Below are 21181 nucleotides of genomic sequence, written 5' to 3' on the forward strand. Positions count from 1 at the left end.
TTATCTTTATTGTCCTCGATAAAGTTTAAATTCCTGAAGATTAATAAGATTTCTGTAGGTAGAATTTTCGTATTGAGTTAGGAGAATTGGCCAGTATTGTTGAACGGCCATTCCGACAAGTATTCCCAAAGTTATAGGCATGGAATAAACTAGCTTAATCTCTTGATAGTTTTTTTGTTGAGCGATGTTGATAGTTTTAAAGATTTCTCTAGAATATTGTAGCCAATCTTCATTTTTTTCAATTGTACCACTGCCTTTACTTTTCAGATAAATTAAATCGCCGTAGTTTTCAATACTCTGATCATTAAGATTAATTTTATGGGAAGAAACATCGATGGCTATAGTTACTCTATCTTGACCTTTTTCGGTGACAACACGCTCAAATTTTTCGTATTCCTTAATATCTTCTTTAAGTTTGCGATCGCTAATTTCCACCACAGGATAATAACTATCAGAAGATTTATTATATTGAAAGATTTTTACTCCTTCGGTAGCGAGAATAGTGCCGACCATAATAGCGACGCTAATCGGACCGATATAGGCAAGATAAATAATAGTATTTTGGGGAGTTTTTTTCTTAAGTTTCTCTAGATTATAGCGTAGTATTTGCAGAAAAGCTTTCAGCATTTCTTGATCATAAATATCACAGGAGTAGTTAAAAATTAAATCTGTTTCGCTAATATTGAGATACTGGTCAAGATTATTTTTATGATCTTTGTATTTATTTTCTGTTTCGATGATATTAAAAAGCGATTGCAGAGCCTTATTACTATCGGCAGGATTAGCAATTTTAATCACTATCGGTAGAGGAATCGCCTGATGTTTATAGAGGTCGTATTTCTGAGATTCTAGCCAGATACCGATGATAACTAGAGCCAAAGTAATCAGAAAAATTAGATAATATCCCTGGCCAAATTGATCGGCAATTAGTGCTAAAATAGCGGCGATGGCTAATGCTGCATTGGTGAGGGGATTAAAGATAATATTATAGGGATATTGACGCAGATTACCCAGGACATTTTTAAGAGATTTCAGCATAATTTTACTAGAGATTTAGGGCATAATATCGAGAAGACACAGAGACAATTCGGGAAAAACTGCCGAACTAATGCGCTCATAAAGACGATATAATTTTTGTTGATATTCATCACCTTCTAGCTGATAAATAGTCAAAGTAGGCTGTTTGGGTTTACCGATAAAAGAGATGCCACCCAATCCACGAAAATCGACAATCCAATATTCAGCAATACCTAAAGATGAGTATTCTTCAACTTTGCGTGCATAATCATCTTGCCAATTACTACTAACCACTTCTACCACTAATTTAATTGCTGGGGAGCTAGTTAAAATTGGTTGTTTTTCCCAGAGAGGTTCGGTGCTAAAGTCCACTTCATCTAAAATGATGACATCGGGACGTAAAGCAGTAGCTTGACCGGATTCTGGACGGAGCAAACAGTTTTTAGGAATTGTCCAGGGTAGATGTAATCGCAAGATTTCTCCCCACAGTCTTCCTGCGATTTTTCCCGCTACGGATTCCTGATGTCCAGTGGGTTCCAAGTCTCGCAACTCCCCGTCAATTAATTGATAGCGTGGGTCATCTCCATACTGGTTTAAAAAGTCTTCAAAAGTGAATAATTTAGGAGATAGATAGGTCATGATTTTTATCGGATTAGACCTAAAGCTTGTTGTTGTTATCCATGATACTGATTGCTCGCCAGAATCGGGGGATTTTTGGGGTTAAAAAATCCTTAAAAAAAACTCCCACCCCCGCTACCCTCCCTAATCAGTAGCTAGACAATTAAGTAGGTAGGCGTTAAAAATTGTCAGATCCCCCCGCCTATCGGCACCCCCCTTATCAAGGGGGGCAGGGGGGATCGAACCTAAAATCCATTTTTAATTTAATTATAACCAGCTACTTAATTACAGATAATTACTTAAGCAAAATTAATTACACATCCAGAGGCGGAAACTGTACGCTAAAGTAGTAGAAAGGGTCAATCCTCAAGAGGATGATGTGCGCTTCTATGGGATTCCCGAAGAAGCTGTCTCTAGATTGTTGGTGATGGGAGGTTCTCCTCCTCAACCACCCCCAAATCTCTACATCATCTAGCTTGTCCCCTAACTCTTGACTGAAAATCGATGCACCCCCTCCCCGACCTAAAACCCCGATTCTCTGGTTGAGGTGCGTCGATTGCTCTCCCAGTCAGGGTTCTACCCTTTGGTATCGGGACTTTTACCCCCCCCAGGACCACTTTTTAACCCTCTTTTTGCAGGTGCGTCGATTTGGGGGTCTGTCTTCCCCTCTCGATGAGACTTTCCAAGGGGTACTCCTTACCTATTAGGTCAAATAGGATTAGTTGGAAACAAAAAACCTCCACTCGCCAGAATAAAATTCTGAGCAACCTTACCTATTAGGTCAAATAGGATTAGTTGGAAACATAGCGACTTTGTACGTTACCCCAATGATGGCTGCCTTACCTATTAGGTCAAATAGGATTAGTTGGAAACAGCAATAGCGCGCTTATGACACCTAGCGAATAAAACGCTCCTTACCTATTAGGTCAAATAGGATTAGTTGGAAACAGCTGGATAGCTGTTTGGATTTCGATGGCGGCACGGCCTTACCTATTAGGTCAAATAGGATTAGTTGGAAACTTGCTGGTTTGATGTCCACAGCCCGACCAAAAATATGCTCCTTACCTATTAGGTCAAATAGGATTAGTTGGAAACGAAGAAGCATCCCATGATAGGTGAACATGGATTACAACCTTACCTATTAGGTCAAATAGGATTAGTTGGAAACCCGATAATTTCGCCATTTTCAACTCTATCAGCTAAAACCTTACCTATTAGGTCAAATAGGATTAGTTGGAAACACCAAAGTGATTTGGTAGTAGTATGTGAAAAACCACCTTACCTATTAGGTCAAATAGGATTAGTTGGAAACAACATTTTACTAGCGAAGGCTCGCCTCGTAAGAAAAAAACAACCTTACCTATTAGGTCAAATAGGATTAGTTGGAAACCCATAGAAGTTTTCCTGCCAAATAGCGTCCAAATTGGACACCCCTTACCTATTAGGTCAAATAGGATTAGTTGGAAACGCGGCATCCTTTTTGTAACAATCTCCTTGGATAGACTCGAAGGACCTTACCTATTAGGTCAAATAGGATTAGTTGAAAGGCAGAAAAAGGGTTTCTAAAAGAAACCCTTTTTCTAATAAATCCTGGCAAATAAATAAGATAAAAAATGTCAAATATATCTTGACAAAAATCGATAAAAATGCTACAATTAGGCGTGAGTGTTCGCTAAAACTGAAAACATGGTTAAGAAAGTAATATGTTCAGCAATCCGTTAGGATTCCTAACAATAAAAAGTCATGACAGTCTTAGAAATGCTCACCGTTCCCTTTTGCTCTCCCCTTGCTGGCAGCCTTGGCGAATAGATAATTAAAATAACTCAAATAGGACTGCCCTAGCAGTTCTTTCTAGGTAAAGTTGCAATTTTTAATCAATTGTTAAAATATTAAAAGGATGCTAAAGATAGCGGCTAGGGTTTCCAGAGTGAGCTATCCTAGAGATACTACTTACTCCATTCTCCCCCATGCTCGATCGAGTTCTCCATAGTCGTTATCAAGTCCAACAGTTACTGGGAAAAAAAACTATCTTAGCTAGGGACAGACACACCACCCAGTTAGTTATCATTAAACTTATTTCTGTTCCTAGGGGACAAGGGAGTCAGTTTATCGAAGAAATAACCGGTAAAATTGCCCTATTGCGACAACTCTCCCACCCATCTCTCCCCAAATACCTCGATAGCTTTGAGATAGATTCATCCCAAGAACAAATCATCGCTATTGTCCGACCTTATTTATCAGCGCAGCCTTTAGAAAACTATCTTAACTCCAGTTATTTGTTAGCAGAACAAGATCTCAAACAAATTGCCAAATATCTTTTGGAGATTCTCTCCTATCTCCATCAGCAGGATGTCCCCATTAACCACGGCAATATTAAACTTAGTAATATCCTCTTTGATACCCAGTCCCATCGTTTTTATCTAGTTGATTTTGCCTTTGATTCCGATTCTCCCACCACGGACTTACAGGATATAGGTAAAAGTTTGATTAGTTTAGCCACGGGGATTAAGCATCGTTACATACCCGAAAACTTTGAACAAAAAACTAATCTAAGCGCTTTTTTCATCTATTGGTTAAAAAGATTATCAAACTCCCCCCCAGACTCTCATTTTCGTTCGGTGACAGAAGCTTTAGCCAGCTTATATAGTTGTCAATTGATCTTAGTATCTATTGGTAATCTGACCAAACCCTACGGCAGCGAAGTTACTGTTTATAAAAAAGATAATCTCCTGCAAATAAAAATCGCTAGTAAAACCAAACAAAAGTTTTTCAATAATCTCAAAACCCAGTTAAGACAGTTTTTACCATCCCTATTCTTTACGATCATTCTCTTAACCATAGTCGGTATTTATGATCTCAAACTGGTCGCTTTTTTAATCCCAATTATCCTAATTTTTCTGCTCAATTTAATCTCCTCTAGTTTATCTTGGCAGTTATGGAAATCTTTTTGGCAGGGGGAACTAGAGTTAAAAATTACCCCCAAAAAAGTTTCTCTCTATCAAAAACTCTGGGGGCTGAAATTTAAACTAACTGCCGATGCTGCTAGTTCCGAAATTTATAGTCTCATTCGTCGCAATGTCACTGTCACTATGCAGGGAGAAAATGTTAATATTATTCCTCCTTCTCTGGTTCTCGTTGCCAACCATCGAGAATATATTATCACTGCCAGTGAAGATGTTAGCGAAGCCGAATTAGATTGGTTGGCACAACAGTTAAGTGATTGGCTACGTTTACCGATTACGAGAATTTAAGGTGTATTAAGCTACGTTAACACACCCCAAATTTATCTATAAATTAACCGATAACATCTTCCGATTTAATCAGATGCGCTTCTAGGAACCAGAGACGTTTATCGATGTCCCGGGAAATTTCCGTATAGAGATCTGCTGTGTCGGCATCCCCTTGATTGCCAGTGGTATCAATAGCAGAACGAAGATGGGCGGCGTATAAGGCATAACGTTCGGCTAAAGCAACGATATGTTCACTACCATCGACGATATCAGCCGGATATTCCGGCAGAATCGAGTTAGCGGCGGCGATGCGCGCTGTTCCCAAAGCGGTTCCACCTAAAGCGGTAATCCGTTCTGCTACCATGTCCCCATAGCCTTCTAATTCCGTGGCCATTTCGTCAAAGAGGCTGTGCAATTGGTAGAAATTTAAACCTTTTACATTCCAGTGGGCCTGTTTAACCTGAGTTTTTAGGTCTAAACTAGCGGCAAGGGTTTGGCTTAGGATTTCAACCACAGCTTTGCGGATATCTAATGCTAAATCGATGCGGGTGGCGTAGTATTGTCCCGTGGTTTTGGTTTTGACTGGAGTGGCTACCATAATCTTTCTCCTTGATCAGTTAACAGAATAGCTGATTAATTATGCTCCTAAATGAGCTGCTAACTCTTCCGAACCGCCAATTAATTTGCCGTCAATGAAGACTTGTGGGGTGGTGGTATTGCCACTCATGGCCCGCAGAGAACGACTGGTGGCATCCCGTCCGAGGATAATTTCTTCGTATTGTAGGCCTTTTTCCTCTAACATTTTCTTAGCCCGGAGGCAGTAGGGACAGCCCACTTTCGAGAAAAGAGAGACTAAAGGCGGTTTTTTGGCTTCTGGGTTGATATAGTGTAACATCGTTTCCGCATCGGAGACTTTGAAAGGATCTCCCGGTTCTTCCGGTTCGATGAACATTTTCTCGATAACACCATCTTTGACTAGCATCGAATAGCGCCAAGAACGTTTACCGAAACCTAAGTCAGCTTTATCGACTAACATCCCCATTCCTGCGCTAAATTCGCCGTTACCGTCGGGAATCAAGACGACATTATCACATTCTTGGTCCTTTGCCCACTCGTTCATGACAAAGGTATCATTCACCGACAAGCAAACAATAGTATCTACGCCATTTTCCCGAAAAACTGGGGCTAATTCGTTATATCCGGGTAAATGGGAGGTGGAACAGGTGGGAGTGAATGCCCCGGGTAAGGCAAAAAGAACAACGGTTTTTCCTTTGAATAATTCCTCGCTGGTGATGTTCACCCATTGATTATTTTGACGCACGGGAAAGGTGACATCGGGAACTCTCTTCCCTTCTCGGTTTGGTAACATAATCATCAACTCCTAATTGCTAAGTCGTACTCATTTCGAGTTTATCTAAATTAAGTGTACTCATAACGACTATGAGTTGTCAACAAGTATTTATACTTAAATTAGTTACTGAAGGCAAGAGGCAAGGGCCTCCAAGAAAGAATCTGGCAATTCTCCCACCTAAAAAGAAGATTAGAAACTAAGTACATCAAAGCTTTTAGCTGAACAAATAAGGTTTTAGATTCGTCCGTTGTTATCAGTTACTTCTGTCTCCTGTATACTGTCTCCTGTCTCCCTTCTCCCCACTTCCCCACCTCCCAATTCATAATTCATAATTGATAATTCATAATTCCCACTTCTCCCCACACCCCACCCCTTTTTTTACTGAAAAATGATGTTTCCCTTCCTGAAAAAAAGCTATAAATGGCTAGGACTAGCGATAATAACGGTGATTTTGGCGATTACACCCGCCGTCATTGCCCAATCAACCACTAGCGCCATACCTCTGGCAAAAATTAACTGGTTACAGGCAATTTTTTTGGGATTCGTGCAGGGAGTGACGGAATTTTTGCCGATTAGCAGTACCGCTCATCTAAAAGCGATTCCCGTCTTTTTGGGTTGGGGAGATCCCGGTGTCACCTATACGGCAGTGATTCAATTGGGCAGTATTGCGGCGGTATTGTCCTATTTTTGGCAGGATTTAAGGCAAATATCCACGGGAATGGTGAAAGCTGTGGCTAGTTCCGATTATCGTTCCCAGGATTTTCGTTTGGCCGTGGGGATTATCCTAGGCACAATTCCGATCGTTTTCTTCGGTTTGTTAATGAAACTTTTCATTCCCGATTTAGATAATTCCCCCCTGAGAAGCATGACTGCGATCGCCTGTGCCTCTATAGTCATGTCTTTACTCTTAGGTACGGCCGAAAAAATCGGGAAACATAAACGCAGTTTTGAGACTTTGCGACAAAAAGACGGGGTTTTAATGGGATTAGCCCAAGCTTTAGCCCTAATACCGGGGGTATCTCGTTCTGGGTCCACCTTAACTGCCGGGTTATTCATGGGTTTAGAAAGGGCCGTAGCGGCGCGATTTTCCTTTCTGTTGGGGATTCCGGCGATAACTTTAGCCGGTTTAGTGGAATTTAAAGGAGTTCTCGACCAGATTAACACCAGTGAATTAATTCCCCTGGCTATTGGGGTAATTTCCTCGGCGCTATTTTCCTATCTTTCGATCGCTTGGTTATTAGATTATCTCAAAAAACAGAGTACCTGGGTTTTTGTCTGGTATCGTCTCTTTTTCGGGGTTACTATCCTGATTGGTGTGGCCTTGGGTCGTTTTTCCTGACCTTTTGGCATTCTAATTAATTTCTAAAAAATCTTGCAATTTTTGTAGATAAGTAGGGGCATCTTCTAACATGGGAAAGTGAGCAGTATTAGCCATCTCCACATACTGGATATTACTATTCAAATCCGCCGCCATTTTGCCCATTTTGGCGGGGATAATAATGTCTTTTTCCCCCGATACTAAAAGAGTTGGTATCTTAATCTCGGCAAATTTACCCGGCATAATTTCCACTGCCTTTTTACTCACAGATGTATAAATTGTGCCTAGGGCGGCCTCGTAATCTGCCGCTAAAAAATCCTCTAAAAAAGCAATTCTTTCTAATTTTGGGATCGATCGATGCAAGAATCTCGCCATAAATAATCGATCGGCAAAAGGTACTTTTAAAAACCAATCATAACGAAACTGTACCACATACTTACCGAATTTATGAAAGGCAGCAAAAGCCGCTTTATTATACTCAAAAATGCCATTACAGGTTAAAACTGCTTTCACCACTCTTTCGGGGTACATAGTAATAAAAAAAGTCGCCACCGATGCCCCCATAGAGTGACTATTGAGATAGATTTTTTCCATTTCCAAACTATCTAAAAACAATGCTAGATCAAGGGCATATTCTTCTAAATCGTAGGAAAGATCGGAGGATTTTTCCGGCAATTTAGACCGACCAAAACCCCGCATATCGTACAATAAACAATCAAAGCGATCGCAAATTGCCGCAGCCGTCGATCGCCAATAGCGTCCCGATCCTCCCCAACCATGAATAAACACCATCACTGGCTTTTTTTGGGGAGATTCCGACTGTCGAATCCACTCGTAATAATGGGGAACACCGCGAACAGTGATTGTTTTATCGATTATTTGAGTTTTCATGATAGATGTCGTCTTCCAGATTATCCCAAATCTTAGCCAGTGCAGTTTCGCTGACTTTTTGCCAGAAATCCGAGTTTGTCTCCTCCGGGATGAGGGTGACTAAAACCCTAGTACCCTCCGGAATCGGCACGGATTCGAGGAGTTCGATCCGGCCTTCTTTGATGATCGCAGGAACGGTGTTCAGCATGGTTAACCTCGATTTTTCCCCTTAAGCGGATTCTTGACTGGGTAGAGAGGAAGGATGAACCAATAGATCTGCCGTGGAACGTTTTTCCACCATTTCGCGGGTGATTAAACAGCGTTTCACGTCCTTGCGCGAGGGCAATTCGTACATGACATCGAGCATTAATTCCTCGACAATACCCCGTAGGGCCCGGGCCCCGGTTTTGCGACGATAGGCCTCTTGGGCGATCGCTAGGACGGCATCAGATTTAAACTCTAACTGTACATTGTCCATCTTCAACAGTTTTTGATACTGTTTCACCAAAGCGTTGCGGGGTTGCGTCAGGATAGCGATTAAAGCTTCCTCATCCAGGGGTGACAGTGCCGCTAGGACGGGAATCCGACCGACAAACTCTGGAATCATGCCAAATTTGACTAAATCATCGGGAGTCATTTGTTTTAATAACCCTGCCGCTACCTTATCCTTACTAGCTTGGCCATCTCCCGGTTGAATAAAGCCCATGGATTTTTTACCGAGACGCTGATCGATCACCTTATCTAAACCAACAAACGCCCCACCGCAGATAAACAGGATATTGCTGGTGTCAATCTGAATACAATCCTGATAGGGGTGTTTGCGGCCGCCTTGGGGGGGAACATTGGCGATCGTTCCCTCTAACATTTTCAGTAAAGCTTGCTGAACACCTTCTCCGGACACATCCCGGGTAATCGAGGTATTTTCGCTCTTGCGGGCAATTTTATCGATTTCATCGATGTAGATAATGCCCCGCTGCGCCTCTTCCACGTCTAAATCTGCCACTTGTAACAGACGCAAGAGAATATTTTCCACATCTTCCCCCACATAACCGGCCTCGGTTAACGTGGTGGCATCGGCGACAGCAAAAGGTACATCGAGGATTTTGGCCAGAGTTTGAGCCAGAAGGGTTTTTCCCGATCCTGTGGGACCAATTAACAGAATATTGGATTTTTGCAGTTCGATGCTATCTTCTGGACTACCGCCACCGGCTTTTTGGGTTTGGATATCTTTGAGGCGTTTGTAATGGTTATAAACGGCCACAGACAGCACTTTTTTCGCCTCATTTTGACCGATAACGTAGTCATCGAGGTATTTTTTAATCTCTCTTGGTTTGGGAATTTGTTCCCAAGTGGTTTTATTTTGGCCCGATCGCCGTTTGTTGGGACGTTCCTCCACTGGGGCGACCGGACTGGGCGGTTCCATCAACTCCTCATCGAGAATTTCGTTACACAGTTCCACACACTCGTCACAAATATAGACCCCCGGCCCGGCGATTAATTTTCGCACTTGTTCCTGGGATTTGCCGCAAAATGAACACTTGAGGTGGGAGTCGTATTTAGACATAGTTTATTAATTTACAGGGAAGTAACGGGAACGGTAGGATCGGGCAGTTCGGGACGGGAAATCACCAGATCGATTAACCCATATTCTTTGGCTTCGACGGCCGACATAAAAAAGTCCCGTTCGGTGTCGTTGGCGATGCGATCGTAGGGTTGACCGGTGTGGTGAGCCAGCATGGTATTGAGTCTCTGTTTAATATAGAGGATCTCTTTGGCCTGGATGGCGATATCACTAGCTTGACCTTGGGCGCCGCCGAGGGGTTGGTGAATCATGATCCGGCTACTGGGTAGGGACATCCGTTTACCTGCCGCGCCACCACAAAGCAGGAATGCTCCCATACTAGCGGCTAAACCGAAACAAATTGTCGCCACGTCGGGGCGAATTTGTTGCATGGTGTCGTAGATAGCCAGTCCGGCATAAACGGAACCACCGGGGGAGTTGATATAAAGTTGGATATCTTTTTCGGGATCTTCTGCCTCCAAGTAGAGGAGTTGGGCGACGATCGAATCAGCGACCTGATCATCGACGGGAGTTCCCAGAAAAACAATTCTCTCGCGCAAGAGTCGAGAATAGATATCAAAAGCCCGTTCACCCATGCCAGACTGTTCGATTACCACGGGTAAAACGTTAGCTAGGGAGTTTCTCCCCGTGTTGGCGTAGATAGCAGGGCGACAATTACTGGTAATTGGGTAGTCAGGTGATCTCGATTCGAGCATAATTTTTTCGGTTCCGCTATCACAATCTTAGGGTTTTTGCTTGGCTGTGGAGCTTTTACTGGCAAATGTGTCAGCATCTTTAGCACTTCTGTCCATCTATTATGCCCTAAGTTTCCCCCGGTTGGCAGGAATCAGTTATCAGTTATCAGTTATCAGTTATCAGTTATCAGTTATCAGTTATCAGTTTTAGACACAGCAAGCCTTTTAGGGATTTAAAGAACATTTAAAAGGGGGTTTTTGGGGCAATTCTGAGTGTACTATCATGCCTAAAAGCCTGAAGACTCGTAAAATGAACTTGTTAATCCCGTTGAATTTTACCCCGTATTACGTGAACTAAAACCTGAAACCCTTGCTACAGCGCAAATTTAGAATTGCTGAGTTATCAGGGAATGGGGGGATGGGGGAATGGGGGAATTAAACTAATACCCCAAAACCCTAACACCCCAACACCCCAACACGACTGCTAACTCCTTACGGTTATTCTTCCTCAGCCTCAGCTGCCAACACTTCCACTTCGGTGAATGCGAAGGTTTCTTCTGTTTCCTCCTCCTCGCTTGTTTCTTCCTCTAGGGAACCTTTGGGGACGAGGGTGATAGTAGCTTTTTCTTTCAGCCATGCCAGGGTGTTTTCCGCCAGGATTTCTTCGGTGATCACCTGCTCCAGACGCTGCATATCTATGTCGCGATCGGACAATTGCGCCATGATTTTGGCGATTTTTTCCGTTACCGCTTCGGCACTGACTTCAATGCCGGCGACTTTAGCCAATTCCTGCACCACCAGAGTCTGTTTCAGACTTTCGATCGCATCGGGACGGGTGCTTTCCCGCATTTTGGGAATATTATCTTTTGTAAACAAATGGTTGACATCTAGCCCCATTTGTTGGAACTGCATGAAGCTTTGGGTCAAAATATGCGTCACTTCCTTCTCGATCAGCGTCTCCGGTAAATCTAAAGTCGCACCCTTGACTAATTCCTGAGTTAAAGCATCATAAATGCTGTCTTTGGTTTCCTTCTCCGCTTCTTCTCGGAAACGTTTCTCTAAACTTGCTCTTAATTCGGCGATTGTTTCCTGATCGCTGACTTCTTGGGCAAAATCGTCGTCAAGCTCTGGTAATTCCTTGGCTTTTAACTCTTTCATCGTAATGGTAAAGATTACCGCTTTTGCCGCCACATCTTCTTTGGGATAATCTTCCGGGAAAGTTAAAGTCATCTCTTTGACTTCTTCCGGTTTCATGCCGACAATTCCTTCTACCATCCCCTCGATAAAGCGTCCGGTTTCCATATCCACCCGCAGATCTTCGCCGTCAATATCCGGGATATCCTCGCCGGTTTCGGCGGATTTGCCTCGATAATCAACAATCGCCACATCTCCCAGCTGCGCCCCGCGATCTTCCACGGGAACCAATGTTGCTAACTGTTCTTGACGCTCTTTAAACCAATTTTCCACGGATTCGGGATCATAAACAGTTTCTTCGGCAGTAACGCTCAGATTTTCGTAATCTCCGAGAACAATTGTCGGGGCCACATCCACGGAAACTGAAAAAGTCAAAGCTTTACCCGGTTCATAGGCAGCGATCAAATCCTCAAACTTAGACAATAGCTGGGGATTACCCAGGGACTCGATCCCCTCCTGTTTCAGGGCAGATTCGAGGCAATTTTCGATTAATTCCTCAATTACTGCCGCTTTTACCGCTTTAGTTCCCAATCTTTGCAGAAGAATCTGACGGGGAACCTTGCCGGGGCGAAAACCGGGTATATTGGCCGACTTCGCTAAATTCTTGACCACTTGCTCGTGGGTGTTTTTCGTGGTTTCGGCGGGAATTTCAATTTCTAAACCTATCTGACTGGCAGGAAGCTTTTCCTGAATAACTTTCATCGATTTTTCTAGCTCTTACGACAAGGAACGTTTATAATAGGGTGAGCGGTGTTTGCGCCGGCGCTGGATCCCTCCCGCTCATGATATTCTAGGGGAATAGCTGCAGTTGCTCCCCAAGCTGTCACAATCTTTTTATTTTAGCGGTCAATGGGGTATATTTAATTTATTCCGTCCTTGGGGCAGTTAAGCCCAATCAGAAAATTTTGCTGATCAAAGGCCGATGAATCCAAGTTTTAGAATAACTCGGTGGACAAAAAAGATTTTTTACTTTAACGATTTCTTCGGATCATTATCATCACCCAACTCGTCAGGAGGTCACACAATTTGAGTCAAAAAGTACGGGTCGCTATTTTAGGGGCCACCGGGGCCGTGGGAACGGAATTACTAGAGTTATTAGCTAGTCGTCAATTTCCTCTCGCTAGTCTAAAATTACTCGCTTCCGAGCGTTCTGCTGGAAAAAGCCTCGATTTTCAGGGCGAAAGTCTGCTAATCGAAGCGGTAAACGAGCGCTCTTTTCAGGACGTGGATATCGTTCTTGCTTCTGCGGGGGGGTCCACCTCGAAAGCTTGGGCGAAAACTATTGTCGAGTCGGGTGCGACGATGATCGATAACTCCAGCGCTTTTCGCATGAATCCCGAAGTGCCTTTAGTTGTCCCGGAAATCAATCCCGACAGTGTGGACAATCACCGAGGCATTATCGCTAATCCCAACTGTACGACAATTCTTTTAGGAGTGGCGATCTGGCCTCTCCACCAAGTACAGGCGATCAAGCGAGTAGTAGTTTCTACTTATCAGTCCGCCAGTGGTGCTGGGGCCCGAGCCATGGAGGAGGTAAAACAGCAAGCACAAGCAATTCTTGACAATCGGCAACCTCCCACTAATTCCTTCCCCTATCCCCTCGCTTTTAATCTTTTTCCCCACAATACCCCGATTAATGGTCAAGGGTACTGCGAGGAGGAAATGAAAATGGTCAACGAAACCCGCAAGATTTTTGCTTGTCCAGAGCTGCGGGTTAGCGCCACCTGTGTGAGGGTTCCCGTCCTGCGGGCCCATTCGGAATCAGTTAACCTAGAATTTAGTCGGCCTTTTTCTGTGGTGAAGGCTAGAGAAATTCTTCAGTCCGCTCCGGGGGTAAGATTAGTGGAAGATTGGGACGCTAATTATTTTCCCATGCCAATTGATGCTAGTGGTCGCGATGAAGTATTAGTGGGACGCATTCGTCAAGATATATCCCATCCTAACGGTCTAGAATTGTGGCTATGCGGCGATCAAATTCGCAAGGGTGCGGCTTTAAATGCCGTACAAATTGCCGAACTTTTAGTCAAGAAAAATCTCGTCGGTTCAAGATTAGCAACAGTTTGATAATTAAGCCATCGGCCTTCAGCTAGGTCAAGGCGATAATAATTAGACCTCTGGTAAAAATCAAAAATGGTTGTTAGGGTTAGGATCCGGTAGTCAGTAGTCAGGAGAATTAAGAATGAATAATTTTATGCAATTTAATCCTTATTTTTGCCGTTTTTGAAACCTCAAAAATTAATGAGGCAAGAGGTTAACTAGAAAAATAGCTAATTAATCGGATAAATAAAGGCTGATTGTTGAACGCTCAAAACCCGATAACAAAGACCGAATCTAAAACCTAATTTGTTAAGCTAAAAGCCTCGATGTACTTAGTTTCTAACCTTCTTTTTAGGTAAGCGGATTGCCAGATTCTTTCTTTTGCCTCTTGCCTTCAGAAGCTGATAACTGATAACTGATAACTGATAACTGATCAATGAGTGAAACAACATATTTTGGACGAGTAATTACGGCGATGGTGACTCCCTTCACCGTCGAGGGTCAAGTTAATTATGCTATGGTGGAAAAGTTGGCCGATTATCTAGTTACTCACGGTAGCGATGGTATAGTGGTCTGTGGGACGACGGGAGAATCCCCCACCCTAAGTTGGCAGGAAGAATACGAACTATTTAGTATTGTCAAAAAAGCAGTTAATGGTCGGGGAAAAGTGATCGCGGGGACGGGTTCTAATTCCACTTCCGAAGCGATCGAAGCTAGTCAACAGGCCGCTAAACTGGGTTTGGATGGTTCTTTACAAGTGGTTCCTTACTACAATAAACCTCCCCAAGAGGGTTTATACGAGCATTTTCTGACCATTGCCAAAGCTTGTCCCGATCTGCCGGTGATGCTTTATAATATCCCCGGTCGTACGGGTCAAAATATGACCCCAGAAACGATTATTAAACTGGCAGCAGTTGATAATATTGTGGCGGTAAAAGAAGCTAGTGGTAATTTAGAACAAACCTGCAAGATTTACTGTCATACTCCTGAAAATTTCGCTATTTATTCCGGGGATGATTTTCTCACCTTACCCCTGATGACCTGTGGTGCGGTGGGAGTGGTCAGTGTTGCCAGTCATCTAGTGGGAGAAGAAATCCAAGCAATGATTCAAGCTTTCTTAACCGGAGATGCGGCCAAAGCGACCGAGATTAACTTGAAATTATTTCCGTTGTTTAAAGGTTTATTCTGTGCCACTAATCCAATTCCAATTAAAGCGGCCTTAAATCTAGTTGGTTGGGAAGTGGGGGGTCTAAGACTTCCTTTATGTTCCTTAAGTCCCGATCTAGAAGAAGGATTAGCAAAAATTATGCAAGAATTGGCTTTAATCTAGAAAAATACTAGAAATTCTTGCTCACTAAACTAGGATTTTTTCGAGAAATAGGTTATAATGTTAATAGCTTAACTAGAAGAAAAATATAGTTTAGAACGGTCAGAAAGTATTGATATAAGTGAACTTAACTAGGTGTTATCCTCCTAGTTAAACTTAATTCCAACTATTCATTTTTTGAGATTTACCATCTACAAAAACCACCGAAAAAATCACCATAACTTACCATCAAAGGATACCTAATGAGTCAAGATAAAACCCAAGCAAAACTAAAGATCATTCCCCTAGGAGGATTACACGAAATCGGCAAAAACACCTGTGTTTTTGAATACGATGATGAGATTATTCTCCTCGATGCTGGTTTAGCTTTTCCTTCCGATGATATGCACGGGGTGAATGTAGTGCTTCCCGATATGACTTATCTAAGGGAAAATCGCCATAAAATTAAGGGTATGATCGTCACCCACGGTCACGAAGATCATATCGGTGGCATTCCCTACCATCTCAAACAATTTGATGTACCAATTATCTACGGTCCGCGCCTAGCGATGGCTTTATTGCGGGATAAATTGGAAGAAGCAGGATTAGCAAATCGTACCAAATTAGAAACCGTTGCTCCTCGGCAAATGGTGCGTTTAGGTAAATCTTTCATGGTGGAATATATCCGCAATACCCACTCGATCGCCGATAGTTTTTGTGTAGCAATTCACACTCCTTTAGGGGTAGTTATTCACACAGGAGATTTTAAAATTGACCATACTCCCGTGGATGGTGAGTTTTTTGATCTACAAAAAATTGCCGAACATGGCGAGAAAGGGGTGCTATGTTTATTGAGTGATTCCACTAACGCAGAAGTACCCGGTTATACTCCCTCGGAAGCTTCCGTTTATCCTGGGTTAGAGCGGGTTTTTAACCAAGCAACGGGACGGATTATGATCACTACCTTTGCCTCCTCGGTGCATCGGATTAATCTGGTGTTGAAATTGGCCCAGAAATTTAACCGGAAAGTGGTGGTAGTGGGTCGATCGATGTTAAATGTCATCGCTCATGCGCGTAATTTGGGGTATATAAAATGTCCCGACGATCTATTTGAACCCTTAAAAGCGACCCGCAATTTAGCCGATGATAAAATCGTCATTTTAACCACAGGCTCCCAGGGGGAACCTTTAGCGGCCATGACGCGGATTTCTAAGGGTGAACATCCTCATATTCGCGTGCGTCAGGGGGATACGATTGTCTTTTCCGCTAATCCGATTCCGGGTAATACCATCGCCGTGGTCAATACAATTGATCGCCTGATGATGCAGGGTGCTAACGTGGTTTACGGACGCGATAAGGGAATTCACGTTTCCGGCCATGGTTCCCAAGAAGACCATAAATTGATGCTATCTTTGACCCGGCCGAAGTTTTTTGTGCCAGTGCATGGAGAACACCGAATGCTGGTCAAACACGCTCAGATGGCCCAAAGTATGGGTATTCCCGCCGAAAATATGGTAATTGTCAAAAATGGTGACACGATCGAGTTAACTGGCGATCGCATTGGTCTCGGCGCGCCAGTGCCTTCGGGAATCGAGTTAGTCGATCAAGCGGGTGTAGTCCACGAACACATTATGCAGGAAAGACAACAGTTAGCTGAAGATGGTGTGATTACGATCGCGGCCTTCGTTAACGGGGAGGGACAATTAAGCGCACCTCCAGAGATTAATTTGCGCGGTGTGGTGACAAAAGTGGAAATCTCGCTGCTGAATCAGTTAATTATTCGGGCGATCGAACGCTGTTTAAGCGATCGCATCGGTGAATTTAAAACCGCCACGGGGATTCAGGATTGGGCCGGTTTGCGGGCCGAAATCGAGACGACTTTGCAGCGTTTAATCAAACGGGAGTTACAGAGTCAACCTCTAGTGATCTTCCTCCTACAAGCGGCGGCAACGGAACCAGCGAACAATCGTACTTATCGCCGCCGTCGTCCCGCAGCCACCATGGCCTCCTAATAGCAGTGAGCAGTGAGCAGTAATCAGTAATCAGTGATCAGTAAACAGTGAAAAGATGGCAAGAAACTGCTATTTAATACTGGTCACTTAACACATACTGCTCACTTAAAACTCAAATCTGATAACTGTTAACTTACCCACTGATAACTGATAACTGATAACTGATAACTGATAACTGTCATGTTCCATGCTGCCGATTTGCGATCGCTGCTGACCGCGGTTGCCAGGGGAGAAATTAACCCGGAGACAGCCTTAGATAAACTTAAACATCTGGCCTTTGAACCGGTGGAAGACTTCGCTAAGATTGACCATCATCGTCAATTAAGGACGGGATTTCCGGAGGTTATCTGGGGGCCGGGTAAAACCACCGCTCAAATCGCCCAAATTATCCATGTTTTGCGTCAAAATAGTCCCGTGGTTATGGCCACCCGCATTGAAGCAGAGATAGCAGCCCAGCTACAGGAACAGGTAACAGACTTAGTTTATTATCCCTTAGCTCGCATCTGTGCCATTGCCGCAGCCGCTCCAGAAAATCCCCCAAAAGGGATAATTTCCATCCTAACGGCGGGAACTGCCGATATTCCCGTAGCGGAGGAGGCGGCGGTTACTGCTCAATTATGCGGTTTTTCCGTGCAGCGTCTCTGGGATGTGGGGGTGGCGGGAATTCATCGCCTTTTGAATCATCGCCATCTACTGGATGCCGCCGATGTGTTAATTGTTGTTGCGGGAATGGAAGGAGCCTTACCAAGTGTGGTAGCGGGATTAGTTGATCGCCCGGTGATCGCCGTTCCCACCAGTATCGGTTACGGAACCAGTTTCGGCGGTATTGCTCCTTTGTTAACTATGCTCAATTCCTGCGCGGTCGGCATCGGTGTGGTTAATATAGATAATGGTTTTGGGGCTGCCATGTTAGCCGGCCAAATTTTACGCACGGCGGCCAGATTAGCCTAGATTTTCCCTCATCTCAGGCTGAAAATCCTATACAGTTGGTATAGGGATAAACTACTTTGAGAAAGAAGCCGATATGCAACTAAGTGAAATTACTCATCCCAACCAGTTACATGGTTTGTCAATCCGTCAATTAGAAGATATTGCCCGTCAGATTCGCGAAAAACACCTCCAGACGATCGCCGCTACCGGTGGACATTTGGGACCGGGTTTAGGAGTCGTAGAACTAACGATCGCCCTTTACCAAACCCTGGATCTCGATCGCGATAAAGTTCTTTGGGACGTGGGACACCAAGCTTATCCGCACAAACTCCTCACCGGTCGCTATAACGATTTTCACACCCTGCGCCAAAAAAATGGCGTTGCGGGCTATCTAAAACGTTGCGAGAGCAAATTTGACCATTTTGGGGCTGGACACGCCTCCACGAGCATTTCTGCTGGGTTAGGAATGGCTTTAGCCCGGGATGCCAAGGGGGAAGATTTCAAGGTAGTATCGATTATCGGGGACGGGGCTTTAACCGGGGGTATGGCCCTAGAAGCGATTAACCATGCTGGACATTTACCGAACACCAACATCATGGTTATCCTCAACGATAACGAGATGTCCATTTCCCCCAACGTCGGGGCAATTTCCCGCTATCTCAATAAAGTTCGTCTGAGCGAACCCGTCCAGTTTATCGCCGATAATCTCGAAGAACAATTTAAAAATCTACCCTTCTTCGGTGACTCCCTCACTCCCGAAATGGAACGAGTCAAAGAAGGAATGAAACGGTTAGCAGTTCCCAAAGTTGGCGCAGTGATTGAGGAATTGGGCTTTAAATATTTTGGCCCGATTGATGGTCATAATATTCCCGAATTAATCGCCACTTTTAAACAGGCCCATAAGGTCCACGGACCGGTTTTCGTCCACGTTGCCACCGTTAAAGGCAAAGGCTACGAATTAGCTGAAAAAGATCAAGTGGGTTATCATGCCCAAAATCCCTTTAATTTAGCCACGGGTAAACCGATTCCCTCCAGTAAACCGAAACCTCCCGCTTATTCCAAAGTTTTCGGGCATACTCTCACTAAATTAGCGGAAAATGACCCGCGCATTATCGGTATCACCGCCGCCATGGCCACCGGGACGGGATTAGATAAATTTCAGGCAAAACTGCCGAAACAGTACATCGATGTGGGAATTGCCGAACAACACGCTGTTACTCTCGCCGGTGGTCTTGCTTGCGAAGGAATGCGCCCGGTTGTCACTATTTACTCTACTTTCCTGCAGCGGGCTTTTGATCAGATTATTCATGATATCTGCATTCAAAATCTCCCGGTTTTCTTCTGCATGGACCGGGCCGGTATTGTCGGGGCCGATGGACCGACCCACCAAGGGATGTACGATATCGCCTACCTGCGTTGTATCCCCAATATGACCATTATGGCCCCGAAAGATGAGGCGGAACTGCAAAGAATGGTCGTAACGGGGATTAATCATACCAGCGGCCCCATTGCCATGCGTTACCCCCGGGGCAACGGTTTAGGGGTTCCCCTGATGGAAGAGGGTTGGGAAGCTTTACCCATCGGTAAGGGCGAAATTCTCCGCAGTGGCGATGATATTCTCCTGTTAGGATACGGCACTATGGTCAACACTTCCCTACAGGTGGCCGAAATCCTCAGCGAACACGGCATCGAAGCCACAGTGGTTAATGCTCGTTTTGTCAAGCCCCTTGATACAGAACTTATCTTTCCCCTTGCCCAACGTCTTGGTAAAGTGGTGACTTTGGAAGAAGGTTGTTTGATGGGTGGTTTTGGTTCTGCGGTTTTGGAAGCTTTACAGGATGCTAATATTCTAGTTCCGGTCAAGCGTTTCGGGGTTCCCGATAAATTAGTGGACCACGCAACACCAGAGGAATCCTTCGCTGATTTGGGTTTAACCAGTCCCCAGATTGCCCAACAGGTTTTAGCGGCATTTTTTAGCCAAAAACAAACCGCTAACGTCGGTTAAAATCTCAAGATTAGCTTGGCCAGTTTTCCCGAAAAATTAGGGAAGACTGGTTTTTTTTGCTCTAGATAGTCAATGAAGACTGCCGGCAATAAATAGTGAGGGGAACGAACCACAGAGACACAAAGGACACAAAGATCGATCACTACTATATAAGTCAAACTTATCACACAAAGAATAAGAGAGTCCAGTAGCTTTAAGAGCATCAGCCATGAGTTGGTCATCAATGACAGTGTTAGTTCTCGTAGTATCCCTAGTTGTGTATAGTAGATTAAACCCCTTGCATAATTAATTTGTGAGGGTTCAAAAATGAGAAAAAAGGTTAAATTTTGTCAAGAAATTGCTTAAAGTTTTCTAAAGCCACTTGACTTAAAGACAGAATTGTGCATAGTAGAAGTAGGCGGAGAGAAGATTGGACGATTACAAGCAACTGAATTACCTATGGAAAACCAACTTTGGCAGCGAATCACACTCGATTTAAATATCTGTCATGGTAAACCTTGCCTTCGAGGATTGCGTTATCCTGTTGAATTTATCCTAGAATTACTTAGTTCTGGCATGAGTATCGAAGATATTTTAGCCGACTACGATGATTTGGAACGGGAGGATATTCTAGCGGCGTTATTGTTTGCCACTCGATTAACTCAGGTAAAAAGCATCTACCAAATTGCACCATGAACTTTTTAGTCGATGCCCAATTGCCAGTTGGTTTAGCCCGTTTTTTGCAAGCTGCTGGTCATGATACAATTCATACTAAAGATTTACCCCAACAAAATGCCACGACAGATGCAGAAATTAACGCTCTTTCGATTCAACAAAATCGTATTGTTATTACCAAAGACACAGATTTTCTTGATTCATTTTTGATTAGTCAAGAACCTTATAAGCTTCTGCTAGTGACTACGGGTAACATTACGAATGTTGAATTAGAAGCATTATTTCAGAATAATCTACCCCAAATAAAAGCACTTTTTACTCAACATTCCTTAATAGAAATGAGTCGCAACTCAATCATCGTTCATCAATAATTTTACGCAGGG

The 21181-nt window shown here is 43.8% G+C and carries 20 protein-coding genes and 1 CRISPR repeat array; of the genes, 10 read left to right on the forward strand and 10 right to left on the reverse strand.

Going from position 1 to position 21181, the window contains the following annotated elements; all coding sequences use genetic code 11:
* Positions 1–6: 6 nt before the first annotated feature.
* Both B5D77_RS12300 and B5D77_RS12305 read right to left on the reverse strand, forming a co-directional pair.
* Entirely contained in the window at positions 7–1038 is a 1032-nt protein-coding gene (locus tag B5D77_RS12300) for an SAVED domain-containing protein (RefSeq protein WP_106908911.1), read from the reverse strand.
* Positions 1039–1053: 15 nt separating this feature from the next.
* On the reverse strand, positions 1054–1656 hold the full coding sequence (locus B5D77_RS12305) for a Uma2 family endonuclease (RefSeq protein WP_002737639.1): 603 nt from the start codon (positions 1654–1656) through the stop codon (positions 1054–1056).
* Between the two features lie 673 nt (positions 1657–2329).
* A CRISPR array of direct repeats spans positions 2330–3183; the repeat unit is 36 nt; unit sequence CCTTACCTATTAGGTCAAATAGGATTAGTTGGAAAC.
* A gap of 419 nt (positions 3184–3602) precedes the next feature.
* Between B5D77_RS12305 and B5D77_RS12310 the strand changes: the two genes are divergently transcribed.
* Positions 3603–4886, forward strand: coding sequence for a protein kinase (locus B5D77_RS12310; RefSeq protein ID WP_106908912.1), 1284 nt, complete (start codon positions 3603–3605; stop codon positions 4884–4886).
* A 43-nt stretch (positions 4887–4929) separates the two neighbouring features.
* On the opposite strand, the gene dps is transcribed toward B5D77_RS12310, so the two are convergent.
* Together dps and B5D77_RS12320 are read right to left on the reverse strand one after the other, a co-directional pair.
* Complete coding sequence (dps, locus tag B5D77_RS12315; protein ID WP_106908913.1) at positions 4930–5463, reverse strand: DNA starvation/stationary phase protection protein Dps; 534 nt, start codon at positions 5461–5463, stop codon at positions 4930–4932.
* Between the two features lie 39 nt (positions 5464–5502).
* On the reverse strand, positions 5503–6234 hold the full coding sequence (locus B5D77_RS12320; RefSeq protein WP_106908914.1) for a glutathione peroxidase: 732 nt from the start codon (positions 6232–6234) through the stop codon (positions 5503–5505).
* A gap of 370 nt (positions 6235–6604) precedes the next feature.
* Between B5D77_RS12320 and B5D77_RS12325 the strand changes: the two genes are divergently transcribed.
* The gene (locus tag B5D77_RS12325) at positions 6605–7555 is read left to right on the forward strand and encodes an undecaprenyl-diphosphate phosphatase (RefSeq protein WP_008207294.1); all 951 of its coding nucleotides are present in this window, start codon (positions 6605–6607) and stop codon (positions 7553–7555) included.
* Positions 7556–7567: 12 nt separating this feature from the next.
* Here the strand turns inward: B5D77_RS12325 and B5D77_RS12330 are convergent, their stop codons facing one another.
* From B5D77_RS12330 to clpP, 4 genes are read right to left on the reverse strand one after another with little or no spacing between them, the layout of a single operon-like run.
* Positions 7568–8425, reverse strand: a complete 858-nt coding sequence (locus B5D77_RS12330) for an alpha/beta fold hydrolase (RefSeq protein WP_106908915.1) — start codon at positions 8423–8425, stop codon at positions 7568–7570.
* Entirely contained in the window at positions 8403–8612 is a 210-nt protein-coding gene (locus B5D77_RS12335) for a hypothetical protein (protein WP_004160464.1), read from the reverse strand. The genes B5D77_RS12330 and B5D77_RS12335 overlap by 23 nt, the downstream gene beginning before the upstream one ends.
* Positions 8613–8633: 21 nt before the next feature.
* A complete protein-coding gene (gene clpX / locus B5D77_RS12340; RefSeq protein WP_008207299.1) occupies positions 8634–9968 on the reverse strand; it encodes an ATP-dependent protease ATP-binding subunit ClpX in 1335 nt (444 codons plus the stop codon).
* An 11-nt stretch (positions 9969–9979) separates the two neighbouring features.
* Positions 9980–10681 (reverse strand): ATP-dependent Clp endopeptidase proteolytic subunit ClpP, encoded by a 702-nt coding sequence (clpP, locus tag B5D77_RS12345; protein WP_002736918.1) that lies wholly within the window; start codon positions 10679–10681, stop codon positions 9980–9982.
* Positions 10682–10748: 67 nt separating this feature from the next.
* On the opposite strand from clpP, the gene B5D77_RS27740 reads away from it, so the two are divergent.
* On the forward strand, positions 10749–10871 hold the full coding sequence (locus tag B5D77_RS27740) for a hypothetical protein (RefSeq protein ID WP_256386928.1): 123 nt from the start codon (positions 10749–10751) through the stop codon (positions 10869–10871).
* A 287-nt stretch (positions 10872–11158) separates the two neighbouring features.
* Here B5D77_RS27740 and tig read toward each other — a convergent pair whose 3' ends face one another.
* Entirely contained in the window at positions 11159–12556 is a 1398-nt protein-coding gene (gene tig / locus B5D77_RS12355) for a trigger factor (protein ID WP_106908917.1), read from the reverse strand.
* 324 nt (positions 12557–12880) lie between these two features.
* Here tig and B5D77_RS12360 point away from each other — a divergent pair, with 324 nt between their 5' ends.
* From B5D77_RS12360 to dxs, 5 genes are all read left to right on the forward strand, one after another.
* Positions 12881–13918 (forward strand): aspartate-semialdehyde dehydrogenase, encoded by a 1038-nt coding sequence (locus B5D77_RS12360; protein ID WP_008207301.1) that lies wholly within the window; start codon positions 12881–12883, stop codon positions 13916–13918.
* A 409-nt stretch (positions 13919–14327) separates the two neighbouring features.
* A complete protein-coding gene (dapA, locus tag B5D77_RS12365) occupies positions 14328–15221 on the forward strand; it encodes a 4-hydroxy-tetrahydrodipicolinate synthase (protein WP_008207302.1) in 894 nt (297 codons plus the stop codon).
* A 239-nt stretch (positions 15222–15460) separates the two neighbouring features.
* Positions 15461–17209, forward strand: a complete 1749-nt coding sequence (locus B5D77_RS12370; protein WP_008207303.1) for a ribonuclease J — start codon at positions 15461–15463, stop codon at positions 17207–17209.
* A 180-nt stretch (positions 17210–17389) separates the two neighbouring features.
* A complete protein-coding gene (gene larB, locus B5D77_RS12375) occupies positions 17390–18160 on the forward strand; it encodes a nickel pincer cofactor biosynthesis protein LarB (protein ID WP_008207304.1) in 771 nt (256 codons plus the stop codon).
* A 73-nt stretch (positions 18161–18233) separates the two neighbouring features.
* A complete protein-coding gene (gene dxs / locus B5D77_RS12380) occupies positions 18234–20144 on the forward strand; it encodes a 1-deoxy-D-xylulose-5-phosphate synthase (RefSeq protein WP_008207305.1) in 1911 nt (636 codons plus the stop codon).
* Here dxs and B5D77_RS27210 read toward each other — a convergent pair.
* Complete coding sequence (locus tag B5D77_RS27210; protein WP_253257750.1) at positions 20141–20347, reverse strand: hypothetical protein; 207 nt, start codon at positions 20345–20347, stop codon at positions 20141–20143. The genes dxs and B5D77_RS27210 overlap by 4 nt on opposite strands.
* A gap of 235 nt (positions 20348–20582) precedes the next feature.
* Between B5D77_RS27210 and B5D77_RS12390 the strand changes: the two genes are divergently transcribed.
* Both B5D77_RS12390 and B5D77_RS12395 read left to right on the forward strand, forming a co-directional pair.
* Positions 20583–20819 (forward strand): DUF433 domain-containing protein, encoded by a 237-nt coding sequence (locus tag B5D77_RS12390; RefSeq protein ID WP_002758607.1) that lies wholly within the window; start codon positions 20583–20585, stop codon positions 20817–20819.
* Positions 20816–21169, forward strand: coding sequence for a DUF5615 family PIN-like protein (locus B5D77_RS12395; protein WP_106908918.1), 354 nt, complete (start codon positions 20816–20818; stop codon positions 21167–21169). The genes B5D77_RS12390 and B5D77_RS12395 overlap by 4 nt, the downstream gene beginning before the upstream one ends.
* Positions 21170–21181: the final 12 nt, after the last annotated feature.

Origin of the sequence: Microcystis sp. MC19 (assembly GCF_003019735.1) — a bacterium.
Classification (GTDB): Bacteria; Cyanobacteriota; Cyanobacteriia; order Cyanobacteriales; family Microcystaceae; genus Microcystis.